General features: G+C 70.4%; 18 protein-coding genes. 4 read left to right on the top strand and 14 right to left on the bottom strand.

What is annotated here, in order from left to right; all coding sequences use genetic code 11:
• Positions 1-26 precede the first annotated feature (26 nt).
• The 4 genes from ABZT18_RS28450 to ABZT18_RS28435 form a co-directional block, all read right to left on the bottom strand.
• Complete coding sequence (locus ABZT18_RS28450) at positions 27-1,328, bottom strand: NAD(P)/FAD-dependent oxidoreductase (protein ID WP_354995833.1); 1,302 nt, start codon at positions 1,326-1,328, stop codon at positions 27-29.
• Positions 1,329-1,410: 82 nt separating this feature from the next.
• The gene (locus ABZT18_RS28445) at positions 1,411-1,932 is read right to left on the bottom strand and encodes a GNAT family protein (RefSeq protein ID WP_354995834.1); all 522 of its coding nucleotides are present in this window, start codon (positions 1,930-1,932) and stop codon (positions 1,411-1,413) included.
• A 163-nt stretch (positions 1,933-2,095) separates the two neighbouring features.
• A complete protein-coding gene (locus tag ABZT18_RS28440) occupies positions 2,096-2,818 on the bottom strand; it encodes a VOC family protein (RefSeq protein WP_354995835.1) in 723 nt (240 codons plus the stop codon).
• A 93-nt stretch (positions 2,819-2,911) separates the two neighbouring features.
• Positions 2,912-3,679 carry an antibiotic biosynthesis monooxygenase gene (locus ABZT18_RS28435; protein WP_354995836.1) on the bottom strand — a complete coding sequence of 256 codons (768 nt, stop codon included), beginning with the start codon at positions 3,677-3,679 and terminating at the stop codon, positions 2,912-2,914.
• Between the two features lie 71 nt (positions 3,680-3,750).
• Here ABZT18_RS28435 and ABZT18_RS28430 point away from each other — a divergent pair, with 71 nt between their 5' ends.
• A complete protein-coding gene (locus ABZT18_RS28430) occupies positions 3,751-4,095 on the top strand; it encodes a helix-turn-helix domain-containing protein (RefSeq protein WP_354995837.1) in 345 nt (114 codons plus the stop codon).
• Positions 4,096-4,222: 127 nt separating this feature from the next.
• Complete coding sequence (locus ABZT18_RS28425; protein WP_354995838.1) at positions 4,223-4,867, top strand: hypothetical protein; 645 nt, start codon at positions 4,223-4,225, stop codon at positions 4,865-4,867.
• A gap of 17 nt (positions 4,868-4,884) precedes the next feature.
• On the opposite strand, the gene ABZT18_RS28420 is transcribed toward ABZT18_RS28425, so the two are convergent.
• From ABZT18_RS28420 to ABZT18_RS28395, 6 genes are all read right to left on the bottom strand, one after another.
• On the bottom strand, positions 4,885-5,016 hold the full coding sequence (locus ABZT18_RS28420; RefSeq protein WP_354995839.1) for a hypothetical protein: 132 nt from the start codon (positions 5,014-5,016) through the stop codon (positions 4,885-4,887).
• A gap of 60 nt (positions 5,017-5,076) precedes the next feature.
• Positions 5,077-5,370 carry a DUF6510 family protein gene (locus tag ABZT18_RS28415; protein WP_354995840.1) on the bottom strand — a complete coding sequence of 98 codons (294 nt, stop codon included), beginning with the start codon at positions 5,368-5,370 and terminating at the stop codon, positions 5,077-5,079.
• 36 nt (positions 5,371-5,406) lie between these two features.
• Positions 5,407-6,171, bottom strand: a complete 765-nt coding sequence (locus tag ABZT18_RS28410; RefSeq protein ID WP_354995945.1) for a ferredoxin reductase — start codon at positions 6,169-6,171, stop codon at positions 5,407-5,409.
• Between the two features lie 7 nt (positions 6,172-6,178).
• Complete coding sequence (locus ABZT18_RS28405) at positions 6,179-6,778, bottom strand: sulfite oxidase-like oxidoreductase (RefSeq protein WP_354995841.1); 600 nt, start codon at positions 6,776-6,778, stop codon at positions 6,179-6,181.
• A gap of 76 nt (positions 6,779-6,854) precedes the next feature.
• Positions 6,855-7,877, bottom strand: coding sequence for a TerC/Alx family metal homeostasis membrane protein (locus ABZT18_RS28400; protein WP_354995842.1), 1,023 nt, complete (start codon positions 7,875-7,877; stop codon positions 6,855-6,857).
• A 239-nt stretch (positions 7,878-8,116) separates the two neighbouring features.
• Entirely contained in the window at positions 8,117-8,527 is a 411-nt protein-coding gene (locus ABZT18_RS28395) for a DUF2267 domain-containing protein (protein WP_354995843.1), read from the bottom strand.
• A gap of 159 nt (positions 8,528-8,686) precedes the next feature.
• Here ABZT18_RS28395 and ABZT18_RS28390 point away from each other — a divergent pair, with 159 nt between their 5' ends.
• Positions 8,687-8,959: a DUF2795 domain-containing protein gene (locus tag ABZT18_RS28390; protein ID WP_088947940.1), complete on the top strand. Its 273-nt coding sequence runs from the start codon at positions 8,687-8,689 to the stop codon at positions 8,957-8,959.
• Between the two features lie 42 nt (positions 8,960-9,001).
• Entirely contained in the window at positions 9,002-9,670 is a 669-nt protein-coding gene (locus ABZT18_RS28385; RefSeq protein ID WP_354995844.1) for a DUF1345 domain-containing protein, read from the top strand.
• A 258-nt stretch (positions 9,671-9,928) separates the two neighbouring features.
• Here ABZT18_RS28385 and ABZT18_RS28380 read toward each other — a convergent pair whose 3' ends face one another.
• The 4 genes from ABZT18_RS28380 to ABZT18_RS28365 all read right to left on the bottom strand — a co-directional run.
• Positions 9,929-10,597, bottom strand: a complete 669-nt coding sequence (locus ABZT18_RS28380) for a hypothetical protein (RefSeq protein ID WP_354995845.1) — start codon at positions 10,595-10,597, stop codon at positions 9,929-9,931.
• Between the two features lie 157 nt (positions 10,598-10,754).
• On the bottom strand, positions 10,755-11,729 hold the full coding sequence (locus ABZT18_RS28375) for a pirin family protein (RefSeq protein WP_354995846.1): 975 nt from the start codon (positions 11,727-11,729) through the stop codon (positions 10,755-10,757).
• A gap of 61 nt (positions 11,730-11,790) precedes the next feature.
• Positions 11,791-12,798 carry a hypothetical protein gene (locus tag ABZT18_RS28370; RefSeq protein WP_354995847.1) on the bottom strand — a complete coding sequence of 336 codons (1,008 nt, stop codon included), beginning with the start codon at positions 12,796-12,798 and terminating at the stop codon, positions 11,791-11,793.
• A 311-nt stretch (positions 12,799-13,109) separates the two neighbouring features.
• On the bottom strand, positions 13,110-13,517 hold a 408-nt coding region (locus ABZT18_RS28365), incomplete at its 5' end, for a hypothetical protein (protein WP_355252893.1).

The following is a 13,517-nucleotide window of genomic DNA, read 5'->3' as shown; positions in this document are numbered from 1 at the left end:
CACCGGCCGGAAGGCGTCATGCGTGCTCAGCGGGATTGGCTCGCGACCTCGGGTGAGGTGCTCTCCAGCGGGACCGCGTTCGCCGGGACCAGCCCCAGCTGGACCGCCGACCGGGGCAGCGCGGCGTCCAGCGCCCAGTCGGCACTGACCCGCGTGCGGTTTCCCGGCATCGCCATCAGGTGGTACGCCCGGGTGACCGCCTTGGCGGGCAGCCCGGCCAGGTTGACCTGCAACGGGTTCGCCGCCGCGTCCTTGCCACCCAGGTCGACAACCCAGCCCAGGTCGTGGTGCTTGTACGGCTTGCGCCGGCCGAAGCCGTACGACGCGGCGATGTTGTGCGCCGCGAGCTTGCCCTGCCGCTGAGCGTGCTGGGCCGTCATCCCGCAGACCGCCCCCGGGTGGGTCAGGTCGGGCACCGCGGCGGCATCGCCGCAGGCGTACACCTCCGGGTAGCCGGGGACATTGAGGAACTCGTCGACCACCAGCCGACCCCGGTCGGTGCGCAGGCCCAACTCGTTGACGAACGGGTCGGGGCGCACCCCCACACACCACACCAGCGTGCAGGTCGGCACGTACTCCCCGTCGGTGAGCTTCACCCCGTCGGCGGTCGCCTCGGCCACGGACGTGCCCATCCGAACGTCCACACCACGCCGGTTGAGCACCTTGTGCGAGGTGTCCGACATCCGCTTGTCCAGCTCCGGCAGCACGCGGGGCGCCACGTCGAGCAGCATCCAGCGGGGGCGGACGGTGAGCCGGGGCCGCTGGGCGTGCAGCGCGTCGGTGAACAACTGCCCGTGCGCGGCGACCTCGGTGCCGGTGTAACCCGCCCCGACCACCACGAACGTGGCCCGGGCCTGCTGCTCGGCCGGATCCTCGGCCTGCTCGGCCAGCTCGACCTGACGGACGATGTGATCATGCAGGTAGACGGCCTCGGGCAGGCCCCGGAAGCCGTGGGCATATTCGGTCACCCCTGGGATGGGCAGCAGCTTGTTGACGCTCCCCACGGCGAGGATCAGCCGGTCGTACGCCAGCCGGTTCTTCTCCCCCTCCGCCTGGGTGAAGCCGACCCAGCGGTTCTGCAGGTCGACGTGGTCCGCCTCGCCGACCACCACCCGTACGCCCTTGAGCGTTCCGGTCAGGGGCACGGCGATCCGTCTGGGCTCGACCACCCCGGCGGCCACCTCGGGCAGCAGCGGGAGATAGAGGAAGTAGTCGGTGGAGTTCAGCACCACGATCTCGGCCCGGTCCCGGGCGATCCGGCTCAACGTCTTCGCCGCGTGGTAACCGGCGAACCCGGCCCCCACGATCACCACACGAGGTTTCGTCATTGCGGCCCGTTTCCCGTCGAAGCCCGGGACAAACGTCGGTGGGGTGGCCGTTGGCAGCGGGAGCTTGTGCGGGGACTCCACGTCACGACTGTGCGGTGATCGCCCACCGCTCGTGGTCGCGCCAGGCACCATCGATGAACAGGTAGTCCGGGGAGAAGCCCTCCAACCGGAAACCGAGCTTGCGGGCCACCCGCCGGGACGGCTCGTTGCCCGGCTGGATGTTCGCCTCCAGCCGGTGCAACCCCACCGTGGTGAACGCGTGGTCGATCACCAGGGCGACGCCCGCCGAGGCGTGCCCGGTCCCGCTGTACGGCAGGAACGCCGCATACCCCAGGTAGCCACCACGCAGTGCACCCAGCACGATCCCGCTGATGTTCACGTAGCCGGCGATGTCGCCACTGGCCCGGTCACAGATCAGGTAGCCGGCGCTGTCCCGGCGGCGGATCCGGCTCAGGTAGCGGTCGTACTCCTCCGGGCTGCCCGGCGCGACCAACCACGGCTGATGCAGCTCCCGACTACGCCCTACGGCGGCGACGAACTCGTCGGAGTCGGTGGGCCGGGGCCGCCGGATCGCGGCGGGACCGCCGGTACGCAGGTATCTCACGGCGGACCACTCTGACCGACCGACGCCACCCCTGTCCAACCGGTCGCCGCGCGGGCCGCGCCGCGCGGCTTGATCGTGCTCGAACAAGGATGTAGTGGCATCCGGCAGCGCGCGTGACCACTACATCGTTGATCGAGCACGATCTTGCGGGACAGCCGGGCGACTAGCGGGGCGTCAACAGGCTGAACTCCTGACCATCGGGGTCGGCCAGCACCAGTCGGCCTGCCTCGCCCTGGTCGGTGTCGAGAAGGGTCGCCCCGAGGGAGAGCAGACGGTCGACCTCCGCCTGCCGATCGACGTCGACAGCCGGAGCGAGGTCGAAACGCACCCGGTCCCTGCCTCCGTTGGGCATCAGTGGTGGACCACCCCAGCTGATCTTCGTACCGCCGTTCGGCGACTGGATCGCGGTCTCCTCGTCCTGGTCCCAGACCAGCGGCCACCCCAGCGCCTGGCTCCAGAAGTACCCGACCTTCTGCGATCCGTCGCAGGCCAGCGCACCGATGAACCCGCAGCCGGCAAGGAACTTGTTACCCGGCCCGATGACGTCGAACTCGTTGCCCTCGGGGTCGGCGAGCACCACATGATCGTCGTCCGGGCCCTGACCGATGTCGATGTGCCGTGCGCCGAGCTCCAGTGCCCTGGCCACCGTCTGCCGCTGGTCCTCCAGCGAGCTGCTCGTCAGATCGAAGTGCATCCGATTCTGGACGACCTTCGGCTGCGGGTACGGGGCGAAGCGGATGCGGAACCCGGTGTCATCAGTGGGCAGGAGCAGAACGCCGTCCTGTGCATCGTCGACGATCTCCCGCCCCAGGATCCCGGACCAGAACCGCGCGAGCCGTAGCGGCTCGCTCGCGTCGAAGCTGATCCCGAACAGGTGTGCGGTCATCGCTGCGCTCGTCTCCCATCGGACCGGACGCCGTGCCAGCCGTCGGAGCGGGAGCCTACGGGTGTGCCAGGTCGCCCGCACCCGAGTTTCGGGTCATCCCCGGTAGGGCGGGGCCACACCCCAGCCCCAGCGTGGCACCGGTGCCTGCCGAATCGGGTCCGCGTTCGGTTGAGAATTGGCTACCGCCAACCGGGTGCCCCACTCGATGTAGCTCGTGAAGGCGGCGCGGAACTCCGGATCATCGGGCAGGCCGACCTCGTCGGCAGCGTCCATCATCAAGTTGACCCACCGCCGACGCTGCGCCTCGCTGATCGCCCTGCCCAGGTGCTGGCCGAGCATGTGGGGGTAGCCGCCGTGCTCCATTGTGTAGGTAGCCGGTCCGCCGAAGACCTCGGCAAGCCATACCGCTACATACCGGGCGTGGTCGGGGTCCATGTGCGCGAACATCGGCGCGAGCAGGTCGTCGGAGCGGACCAGGCGGTAGAAGGCATCGCAGAGCATCATGAACGCGTCGGTGCCGCCGGCCCACTCGTACAGGCTCGGCAGCGCGGCCCCACCAGGGCCGGCAACCGTCGTTTGGGCGTAGTGCCGCATCTCCTGGATGTCCTCGACATACGGCTTGATCGCGGCGAAGAACTGCCCGAACACCGGGCCGCCCCGAAACCCTTTCAGGTGCTCGTCCACTGACGTCCAGGTGATGCGCAGCAGGTAGCAGGCGGGGTCGTCGTCCAGGCAGCGGCTCAACTCGTAGTCCACACACTGCGGCGCAGCGCGTAACGCGCCAGCGGCCCGTTCGTACGCCGCCTCGAAGCCGTCCAGCCGCTCCTGCGGCACGCGGTACCTGATGTACTCGATCACCATGGCTACAGCTCAACACCCGTAGTGACGAAGATCAAGTACGCACCATCTGGTGCGTGCCGAGGGAGGCCACGATGCCTGAGCGATACCACTGCCCGGTGGAGCTCGCCGTCGACGTTGTCGGCGGAAAATGGCGACCGGTGATCCTGGCCCATCTCAAGGAGGGCGCACACCGCTATGGCGAACTGCGCCGCCGGATGCCAGGAATCAGCGAGAAGATGCTGACCCAGCGTCTGCGCGAGTTGGAGGCCGACGGGCTCGTCCTACGGCACGACCACGAGACCACACCACCTCATGTCGAGTACCGGCTCACCGAGGAAGGACTCAGCCTGGCCCCGGTGTTACAGGCCCTGTACGACTGGGGCACCGCGCGGGCCGCACGTACCGGTACCGCCATCGACGCACCCTCTGCTGCCTGACTCGACGCATCACACGCGGCCCCGCACCTGACACCGGTCTGGTTCGTCTACCTCTCCGCGACGTTCTGGGTCGGTTGTGGCTGCTCGCGGGCACGGCGCGGTGAGTCGTCGATGCGAGAATCGACCGGTGGAGAACGAGCTGAGGGCGGCCCTGGCGGGCGTACGGGACGCGTTCGCCCGGTACCCGCGCCGGGCGGTGCTCGACGGATGCCCGCACTGCGAGGGCTCCGTGCTGGTCGACGAGCACGACCTGTTCGGACTGAGCATCAGCCTCGGCAACACGGTCGGCGACCGTGATGACGTGAAGGCCCTGCTCCCCGTACTCCTTGAGCGCCTGCTCGGGTCCGACGACCTCGACCCGGACATCGTCCTGGGCAAACTCCCCCATCAGCAGTGGCGCACCTGGCCGCGCGTCGAGCAGCAGGCCATCGACGCGTACCTCGACGTGGTGTGGCGGTCGTTGCTGGCGGACCACCCGCCGCGGCTCGGGTCATTCACCGATCCGGCGACCTTCCTCGACGCGGCTCGCGCGGCCGGCGAGCACGTCGCGCGATTCCTCGATGTGTGGGACGCCACGCTCACCCCGTCGGCAGACCGTCACCTGGCCGAGATGGTCGCCGGACTCAGCTTCGCCAATCAGAAGCCGAGCGCCCTCGGCGACTGGTTACGCCGAGAGGCGACCCGCGACCGCCTGTACCGCGCGTGGGAACGTGACTGCGATTCGCCGTGGGCCGACGGCCTCGCCCAGGCCTACGATCTCCTCCACCACTAAGACGTCCCTAACCGGCCCTAGCTGCGGAGCAACTGCTCCTCGGGCGCCTCGGCGATCTGCCGGGCCACGCGCACGAAGGCCGCCACCGCGGGGGAGCGCGACTCGGCCGGCCAGGCCACCTTCAGCGTCACCGGCTCGAGCTCCGGCACGGGGCGGAAGGCGGTCCCCGGCCGGGAGTACCGCCGAGCCATCCACTCCGGCAGGAATCGTCACAGCGGGCCGGGGAACGTCTGCTCCATCGGCATGGGGACCTGGAGGAAGGTGGTGCCGCGCATGTCCAGCCAGGCCCGGTCGGGCCCGCGGACCAGTCGCAGCATCACCTCTTCGCAGGACGGGCAGCGTGCGACGAGGCCCGGCGCGTGCGAGTAGACGTGCAGGCTGGCCATCGAGCCGGTCGTCCCGCAGTTCTCGCAGCGGCCCATCGCGGTGCTCAGGTCGACGGTGAACAGCTCACGCATCGGGCCGTCGAGCATGTTGCCGTCCAGGTACGACATCTCGGTCATCGAAATCTCCTCGACCTTGAGTGAGCGAGCGGGCGGTCAGCCGGTAGGGCCGAAGCGTTCGGTCTTGACCTGCCTCGACGGGTGACCCAGACCCACGAGCAGGTCGGCCACGGTCTCCACGAACGCGGTCGGACCGCAGACGTAGGTGAGCGGTTGCAGGTCCGGCGGCCAGCCGTGCGTGTTGACGTCGGCCAGCCCGATCCGGTGCGGCTCGCCGCGCCAATCCTCGGGCGCCTGGCGGGTGTACACGTACGCCACGTCCAGGCCGAAGTCGTCGCGGACCCGGCGGCGCAGCTCGTCGGCGTAGATCACGTCACCCGGGCTGCGCACCGAGTAGATCAGCCGGAACGGCACCTTGCTGCCGGTGGCCCGCCGAGCCCGGATCATCGCCATCAACGGCACGATGCCGGAGCCACCGGCGACCAGCTGCACCGGCGCGGTCTCCTCGGGCCGCCAGATGAACCAGCCACCGAGCGGTCCGCGTACCTCCACCGGGTCGCCCTCACCAAAGACATCGATGAGGTACGGGGACACCTCGCCGTCGGGCACCCGCTGAACGGTCACCTCGATGCGCGGGCCACCGGGGCCGTCCACGGCAGGACCGGCAATGGAGTACGACCGTGCCGCCTGGTAGCCGTCCGGGGCGGTCAGTCGCACGTCGACGTGTTGCCCGGGCAGGTGCCCCGGCCAGTCCGGCACCTCCAGCACCAGGGTCTGCGCGGTCGGTGTCTCCACCCGGCGCTCCACCAGCCGGCTGACGTGCCACCGGTTGGGTGCGCGGGGCGGCGTGCTCGTCGCCACGGCGCGCTCAGTCACCCTGGTACCGCTGTTCGCGCCACGGGTCGCCGTAGTCGTGGTACCCGGCGGTTTCCCAGAACCCCGGCTCGTCCATCGTCTTGAGCCGGATGCCGCGCACCCACTTGGCGGACTTCCAGAAGTAGAGGTGCGGCACCAGCAGCCGCGCCGGCCCGCCGTGCTCGGCGGGCAGCGGCGCACCGTCGAAGGTGTGCGCCACCCAGGCCCGACCGCCGCGCAGGTCGTCCAGCGGCAGGTTGGTGGTGTACCCGCCGTAGGAGTGCGCGAGCGCGAAGTGCGCGCCCGTGTCCACGCCCGCGAGCAGGGTGTCCAGTGAGACGCCCTGCCAGGTGGTGCCGAGCTTGGACCAGCGGGTGACGCAGTGGATGTCCACCATTGGCGTCTCCTGCGGCAGGGCCATCAGCTCCTGCCACGACCACCGGTGTTCGCTGCCGTTCTCGGCGGCGATGACGAACTCCCAGGTGTCCAGTGACACCCGGGGCGTCGGGCCGGCCGAGAGCACCGGAAAGTCCTCGGTCAGGTACTGACCGGGTGGCAGGGCCGGCTCCTGCGTTCGGGGCCGACCCTGAAAGCCCGGTGACACGATTCCCATTGCACAGTCGTACCACCCGTGTCGGGCAGGGCGGGAGCTTTCCCGCGTACCCCCTTGTCGCCTCGGCGCGGCGCGGTCAGTGCCGCTCCGCGACGACCTCGCGATCCTCGGGTTGACCACCCCGAGTGGCGCGCAGGCTGGTCAGGGTGACCACCACCAGCACGCCGATGATCACGAAGAGGGAGGCCAGGGTGGGGATCTGCGGAACGCTGTCCCAGATGCCGTGCGCCCAGTGCAGGCCCAGCTTGAGACCGATGAACGCCAGGATGATGGCCAGGCCGTAGCTGAGGTGCACCAGCCGGCTCAGCGCCGCGTGCAGGACGAAGTAGAGGGCACGCAGACCGAGCAGGGCGAACGCGTTGGTGGCGAAGACGAGGTACGGGTCCTCGGTGATGCCGTAGACCGCGGGCACCGAGTCGACGGCGAAGACGACATCGGTGGCCAGCACCGCCACCACCACCAGGGCGAACGGGGTCAGTGCCCGCTTCGCGCCCTGCCGGACGGTCATCTTGGTGCCGTGGTATTCGTCCACCACCGGCATGAACTTGCGGAGCAGCTTCACCGCCCGCATGTTGTTGATGTCGACCTCCTGCTGATGCCCGGAGAGGGCGTCGCGGAGCAGCTTCACCGCGGTGGCGATGAGGATGATCGCGAAGAGCAGGAAGGCGAAGTCGAGGGTCTGCAGCGCGGCGGCGCCGAGGGCGATGAAGACCGCCCGCAGCACCAGCGCGCCGGCGATGCCGTAGAGCAGCACCCGCTGGGCGAGCACGGCCGGCACCGCGAACGCGGCCAGCAGCAGCATGAAGACGAAGAGGTTGTCGACGGAGAGCGACTTCTCCACCAGGTAGCCGGTGAGGTACTCCACGCCCTGCTGCGAGCCGTAACGGGACCAGATCCAGGCGCCGAACGCCAGCGGCAGGGCTATGTAGAACGCCGACCAGCCGATCGCCTCCCGCATCGACACCTCGTGCGGGCGGCGGGTCACCAGGAAGTCCAGCACCAGCAGCAGGAGCACGCCGGCGATGGTCACCGCCCAGAGGGTTGGCGTCCCGATCGACGACAGGTCACTGGCGGCGGACAGGTAGGACAATTCGGTCATTGAGTCTCCTCGAACACCGTCATGTTCGAGGTCTCCTTCACCCACCACATGATGGGCAACCACCCGAGGCGCGCCGGGCGCGCCGTACTGACCGGCATGGTTCGTGGGAAGTACTCCCCTCGTACCGCAAGGTTAGGCCAGGCTGAATCGCCACGCCAAGCGGGACATCGATGGTTGCCCTGACCAACCGCTGTGCGCGCCCGGGGAGAGCGCTGTCAGCCCGGGCGACGGCCGTGCCGTCAGCCACGGCGCAGCGTCGCGCCCGGGGCCATCGCCTGCTCCACGAGGCCCCGAAAGTCCCGTGGCAGCTGGGTGGCCACGTCATCGAACTCACCGCCGGTGATCGCCTCGCGCAGGGTGGTGAAGACCGCCCGGACGGCGTCACGAGCGGCAGGCTCCTCCACACCGGCCCGCAACGCGACCCGGGCGACGAACTCGGCCGCTCCGAACCGGTCCGCCTGCTCGGTGCTCGGGCTCGGTTTGAGTATCAGTTGTAGCGGCTGGGGCAACTGGGCGGCCAGGTCCAGGACCTCACCGCCGGTCAGCCGCTCGGCGAACGTCTCCAACACGGCCCGGGTCAGCTCGACCGCCCGCTCGGACGACGTCGCGGTGCGCTGGGAAACCTGGTCGATGAAGGTGTCGTAATTCATCGCGTACCCCCTTTGGCTCGCGTCGGCGCCTGCGGGTACCCGCGGCGGCGGAGTGGAAACGGCACCGGGATTCCTCCTCCGGGCGGGGCGTGACCGGCCGGCGGGTGGGTAACCGCCGCCGGTCGTGACCACATCGATGCCCCCGAGGGAGCCCACGCCATGGCGAGCTACGCGGACGTCCTGCAGTACCTGTCGAGCCTGGACTACCCGGCCGAGAAGAACGACGTGGTCCGCGAGGCCGAACGGGAGGGTGCCCCGCCGGACGTGCTGAAGGCGCTGCGCGCCCTGCCGCCGGTGGACTACGCCAACGGCACCGAAGTGGCGCGGTCGGCTGGGATCGAGGCGGCGCCCGAGGTGAGCCCCGCACAGCGGGCCGAGCAGGCCCGGGACAAGAAGCACAACCGCGTCTCGCAGCACCTGCGCGGCATCTGACCCGGCGGTGGCGGCCAGAGCCCTGACGTGCGGGCGTCGCGGATGACGCGCAAGGGCCCACCGTCCCGGCCGTCGGACGTGCACTTCCCGGCCGTGGCGCAGCTCGCCGTGGTGGCAGTGGTGGGCGTCATCGCCGGCTGCGTCTTCGCGGTGCTGCTGCCACTGCCGCTCGCCGCGCTGGCCGGCTGGGACGTGGGGGCGTTCAGCTGGCTCGTGCTGGTCTGGCACAAGCTCTGGCCGATGGACGCCGAACGGACCGCCCGGCTGGCCGTACACGAGGACCCGAACCGGGCTATCCGTGACGTTCTGCTGCTCGTCGCCTGCCTGGCCAGCCTGCTGGCCGTGGGGTTGGTCGTGGCCAGCGCGCAGAGCGCGCCCCCCGGCACCAGCCGGGAGCTGCACAGCGGCCTGGGCGTGCTCAGCGTGGTGCTCTCCTGGTGCGTGGTGCACACCGTGTTCGCCGCCCGGTACGCCCGGATCTATTACACCGGCCCGGACGGCGGGGTGAACTTCAACCAGCCCGAACCGCCGCGCTACTCCGACTTCGCGTACGTCGCGTTCACCATCGGGACGACGTTCCAGGTTTCCGACACCAACCTGACCAGCAACGAGATGCGTCGCACCGTGCTGCGCCACTCGATGGTGTCGTACCTGTTCGGCGCATTCATCATCGCCGTGACCGTGAACCTGCTGGCGGGTCTGGCTCGCTGAGCAGCCGCGCTGACCCCCGGGGACGACACGGGGCGGGGCTGACGAGTGAAGCGCCGGGACAGGCGGGCGCCCCTGGTCACGAACCGCGACCTAGGGCGCCACGCAAACCTGCCCAGGCGGTGAACCACGTCCGAACCGGTCGCGGTCACCAGGCGGTGGATGCCCGCTCGAACCGAGCGGCCAGCACTGCCGGGTCCAACCATACGACAGAACATCCTCCGTTTGGTCAGATTTTGGTGAAGTGTGGGCCAGGGCACGTCACGGCCCAGCGGTCACCTCCGCGTACCGGTGTTCCAGGTCGACCCGCGCCAGCGCCCCCACCAACCAGGCCAGCCGCTCCGACTCGCCGCTGGCCAGGCCCGCCAGATCGTCCGCCGACCGACCCAGCCCGAGCCGACGGGCGGCGGCCAACGCCCGCCGATCGGCGACCGGTGCAACCTCTCGCCACAGCGCCTGCGCCTCCCGGAGGAACAGGTCGACGACCTGGTCGTCCACGCCGGGAAGCTCCCGGAGGAGCGCCCGCTCCCGGACCGGGTCGTGATGCGCCACCGACCGCAACCGGCGCAGATCACCCCGGTACCGCTCGACAACCGTTCGGGCCAGGTCACCCAGCACGTCGGCCAGCGCGCCCACGTCGCCACGTTGACCGCTGGCGCGCAGCACCCGCACCCGGTCCTCATGCAGCGAACGGGCCAGCCGGGCCGCACTGTCCCAGCCCTCGTCGCGCAACGCCCGCGCCCCATCCAAGGCCCGGCGGAAGTCGCCACGACGGGCCAGCAGCACCGAGAGGTAGAGCACCTGGAACAGGCTCGCCGGGTTGTTGGTGACCCGAAAGCCGTACTGCTCGGCGAAGCCCCGCCCGCTACCGGCGAGCCGGCGAGCCAGGCGCTTCCGATCCTCCACCGGATTGATCAAAGTGGTCGGCATGCCGGCGACTACCCGCGCTGCCGTCGGTCACACGCGGGACGCGCGACACCAGACCCGCGGCGGGCGTGCGTCCGTGCCGGGCGTGCGTCCGTGCCGGGCGTGCGTCCGTGCCGGGCGTGCGTCCGTGCCGGGCGTGCGTCCGTGCCGGGCGAGGACGTCAGCCGTGCAGGCCGCCGGTGCGGTCGCGGGCCTTGAGGCGGGTGGTGGGCAGGGCGGGCGCCGGCAGTGGCGGCGCCGGATCATCGGCGACCACACCGAAGCGCCCATCCCCCGCCATCCAGTCCTCCCGGGCGGCGGCGACCTCCTCGTGCGAGCGGCCCACGAAGTTCCACCACATCACCAGCGGCTCCTCGAACGGCGTACCGCCCAGCAACAGCAACCGGGCCCCAGCCCCACCGCGCACGGTCAGCTCACTGCGGCCCAAGCCCAGGTAGAGCAGCGCGCCCGGTTCGAACCCGACACCGGCCGCCTCGGCGGACCCGGACATCGCCAGCAGCGCGTACTCGAAATCGGGCCGCAGCGGTAGCGTCGTCGGCGCCTCGCCACTCAGCTCCAGCTGCACGCCCAGCAGCGGGGTGTGCACCACCGCCGGCGACCGCTCCCCGGCGAACTCGCCGACCAGCAGGGTGAAGTCCACATCACCGTCACGCCAGCGCGGCAGGTCGGCGTGGTGCGCGAAGTCCGCCGCTCCGGCCCGCGCCGGGTCCGGCAGCGCCACCCAGAGCTGCACGCCGTGCATCACCGGCGGATGAGTGGCCGGCGACCGCTCGGAATGGGCGATGCCGCGCCCAGAGGTCATCACGTTCAGCTGACCAGGCCGGATCGGCTGGACGTTGCCGAGGCTGTCCCGGTGCAGGATCTCGCCGTCCAGCAGCCAGGTCACCGTCTGCAGGCCGGTGTGCGGGTGCGGCGGCACCTCCATGCCGGGCCGCTGCGCCACATCGTCCGGGCCGAAATGGTCCACGAAACACCATGCGCCGACCATCCGGCGGGGACGCTGCGGCAGCAGACGTCGCACCGTGGTGTACCGACCCAACGGCACGTCGTGGCCGGGCAGCAGCACGCTGCCGGGATCAACGTCGGCCACACCAGGTGGCCGGGTCTCCGCCAGCATTGATTCAGTACGCTCCACCGCCCGACTGTACGCTCACGCCCGCCCACGGCCGCCGCGCTTCTCGCAGGGCGGCCGGGGTTCACCGGGTGCTCGATGACACCGTCACGCTGTTCGCGCCCGCCACCAGGTCGAGATAGAGCCGCTCGGCCGCACGGTCCCATCCGGGCGTACCGAGCACCGCACCTGCGGCCACCCCGTCCCAGCGTTCGTCGCGTACCACGACCGAGCCAGCGCCGGCCCCCACCCGAACCCGAACCGGCGTCTCCCCCGGCACCTGGATGTCGAGCTGGCTGGTCCCGCCGGTGAGCCGCACGGTCAAGTTGCCTGGGCTGCCTGTGCCAGCGGAGCTGGTCGGCCCGGCACCGCTGGTCGGCCCGGCACCGCTGGTCGGGGGCAGGAGGATTTCGGTGCGGGACGATCCGCCGGCGAGTTCCACGCCCAGGAGCCGGGCCCGGGTCAGATCCAGCACCTGGCTGCTCACCCCACCGGCCAACCGCAGGCGCCATGCGACCTGCTCGCTGAGCAAGACCCGCACGGCCCTCACCCCGGACGAACCGGTCTCCACGAGGCCGAGCCGCACGGTCTCCCCCAGCACCGCCGGCCGGGCCGCCACACCCGAACCGACCGGACTGCTGATCCGGTAGAGATCATCGCCCAGATCGGCCACCCGCAGTTCGAACGAGGACAGCCCGTCCGCAAGCACAAAGGTGCCCTTGTCTCGACCAGCCAGCGGCGCGGTCATCACCTGCTCGGCAGCGGCACCCGCACCGCCTGGGCCACGACCCGCGTCCGGGTCGACGCCGCCCTCCGAACGGCCGACGTCACCGGGCCGGGCGCCGTCAGGCCTGGCGCCGTCGGGAGCGCCGTCAGGCCGGACGCCGTCGGGTGCGCCGGAGTAGGTCATGCCGAGGCGGTGCGGTTGGGCAACGATCACGGCCACCGCGGCCGCGCCGAGAATCAACACAACGGCCGCCGCTGCCACCAGCAGGCGAGCACCGCTGGACCACCGCCGGGCTGATACCGCGTCACCACTAGGTGACGACTCTGCCTCCGGTTCGTCCTCCGTGCCGTACCCCACTGCGGCCATCCTTCATCCCTCCGCCGGTCCCCGCCGGGAGGTACGTACCCGCCAGCCGATCGGATCACTCCGCGCCGATCACGCCACTCCGCTACGTCGCCGACGCCAATCTTGGACAGTTTCCATTAGCTGGGCGGGCTGACGGAAACTTTCCAAGATCTCGTGCGGTGGGGGCCGTGGAGCCATGGGGTGTCATGCGCAACCACCAACCGACGCCCGGGCGCCCGGGCGCAGGGCCAACGCCGGGGTGCAGGGTGTGGAAACACGACTGGCCGGCATCCCCGGGTGGGGGTGCCGGCCAGCGGGTCTAATTCGGTGGGTCAGCTGTTCCAGTGCTGGGCAACCAGGTCGGTGGCCTGCTGCTCCCACTGCGCGTACGCGTCCGGGTAAGCCGAGACCTGCACCGTCTGCGCGGCGTCGGTCAGGGGCATGTCCTGCCACCCGTCGACCTGCTTCAGGCCCTTCAGGAACGCGGCCGTCGAGTAGGCCGGGTCGGTGATCTGCTCCGGCGTACCCCAACCACTGGTCGGGCGCTGCTGGAACAGGCCCAGCGAGTCGTGGTCATTCTTGTCGCCGAGGTGGCCCAGGTTCTCCAACTTCGACTCCTGCAGGCTTGTGGCGATGGAGATGATTGCGGCCCGCTCGGGCAGTCCGGCCTTCTTCGTGGCGGCGATGATGGCCTTGACGTTGGCGCTCTGCTCGTCGTTCAGGGTGATGTGGGACTGGTC

Origin of the sequence: Micromonospora sp. NPDC005291, from assembly GCF_040607415.1 — a bacterium.
Taxonomy (GTDB): Bacteria; Actinomycetota; Actinomycetes; order Mycobacteriales; family Micromonosporaceae; genus Micromonospora.
Note: the sequence above shows the minus strand (reverse complement) of the source record. Positions and strands in the feature narration are given on the sequence as shown.

Excerpts from the sequence above, each read along its gene's own strand:
- ABZT18_RS28430 (WP_354995837.1), top strand. The coding sequence starts at position 3,751 with ATGCCTGAGCGATACCACTGCCCGGTGGAGCTCGCCGTCGACGTTGTC.
- ABZT18_RS28450 (WP_354995833.1), bottom strand. The coding sequence starts at position 1,328 with ATGACGAAACCTCGTGTGGTGATCGTGGGGGCCGGGTTCGCCGGTTAC.
- ABZT18_RS28395 (WP_354995843.1), bottom strand. The coding sequence starts at position 8,527 with ATGAATTACGACACCTTCATCGACCAGGTTTCCCAGCGCACCGCGACG.
- ABZT18_RS28400 (WP_354995842.1), bottom strand. The coding sequence starts at position 7,877 with ATGACCGAATTGTCCTACCTGTCCGCCGCCAGTGACCTGTCGTCGATC.
- ABZT18_RS28385 (WP_354995844.1), top strand. The coding sequence starts at position 9,002 with ATGACGCGCAAGGGCCCACCGTCCCGGCCGTCGGACGTGCACTTCCCG.
- ABZT18_RS28370 (WP_354995847.1), bottom strand. The coding sequence starts at position 12,798 with ATGGCCGCAGTGGGGTACGGCACGGAGGACGAACCGGAGGCAGAGTCG.
- ABZT18_RS28415 (WP_354995840.1), bottom strand. The coding sequence starts at position 5,370 with ATGACCGAGATGTCGTACCTGGACGGCAACATGCTCGACGGCCCGATG.
- ABZT18_RS28440 (WP_354995835.1), bottom strand. The coding sequence starts at position 2,818 with ATGACCGCACACCTGTTCGGGATCAGCTTCGACGCGAGCGAGCCGCTA.
- ABZT18_RS28405 (WP_354995841.1), bottom strand. The coding sequence starts at position 6,778 with ATGGGAATCGTGTCACCGGGCTTTCAGGGTCGGCCCCGAACGCAGGAG.
- ABZT18_RS28435 (WP_354995836.1), bottom strand. The coding sequence starts at position 3,679 with ATGGTGATCGAGTACATCAGGTACCGCGTGCCGCAGGAGCGGCTGGAC.
- ABZT18_RS28380 (WP_354995845.1), bottom strand. The coding sequence starts at position 10,597 with ATGCCGACCACTTTGATCAATCCGGTGGAGGATCGGAAGCGCCTGGCT.
- ABZT18_RS28390 (WP_088947940.1), top strand. The coding sequence starts at position 8,687 with ATGGCGAGCTACGCGGACGTCCTGCAGTACCTGTCGAGCCTGGACTAC.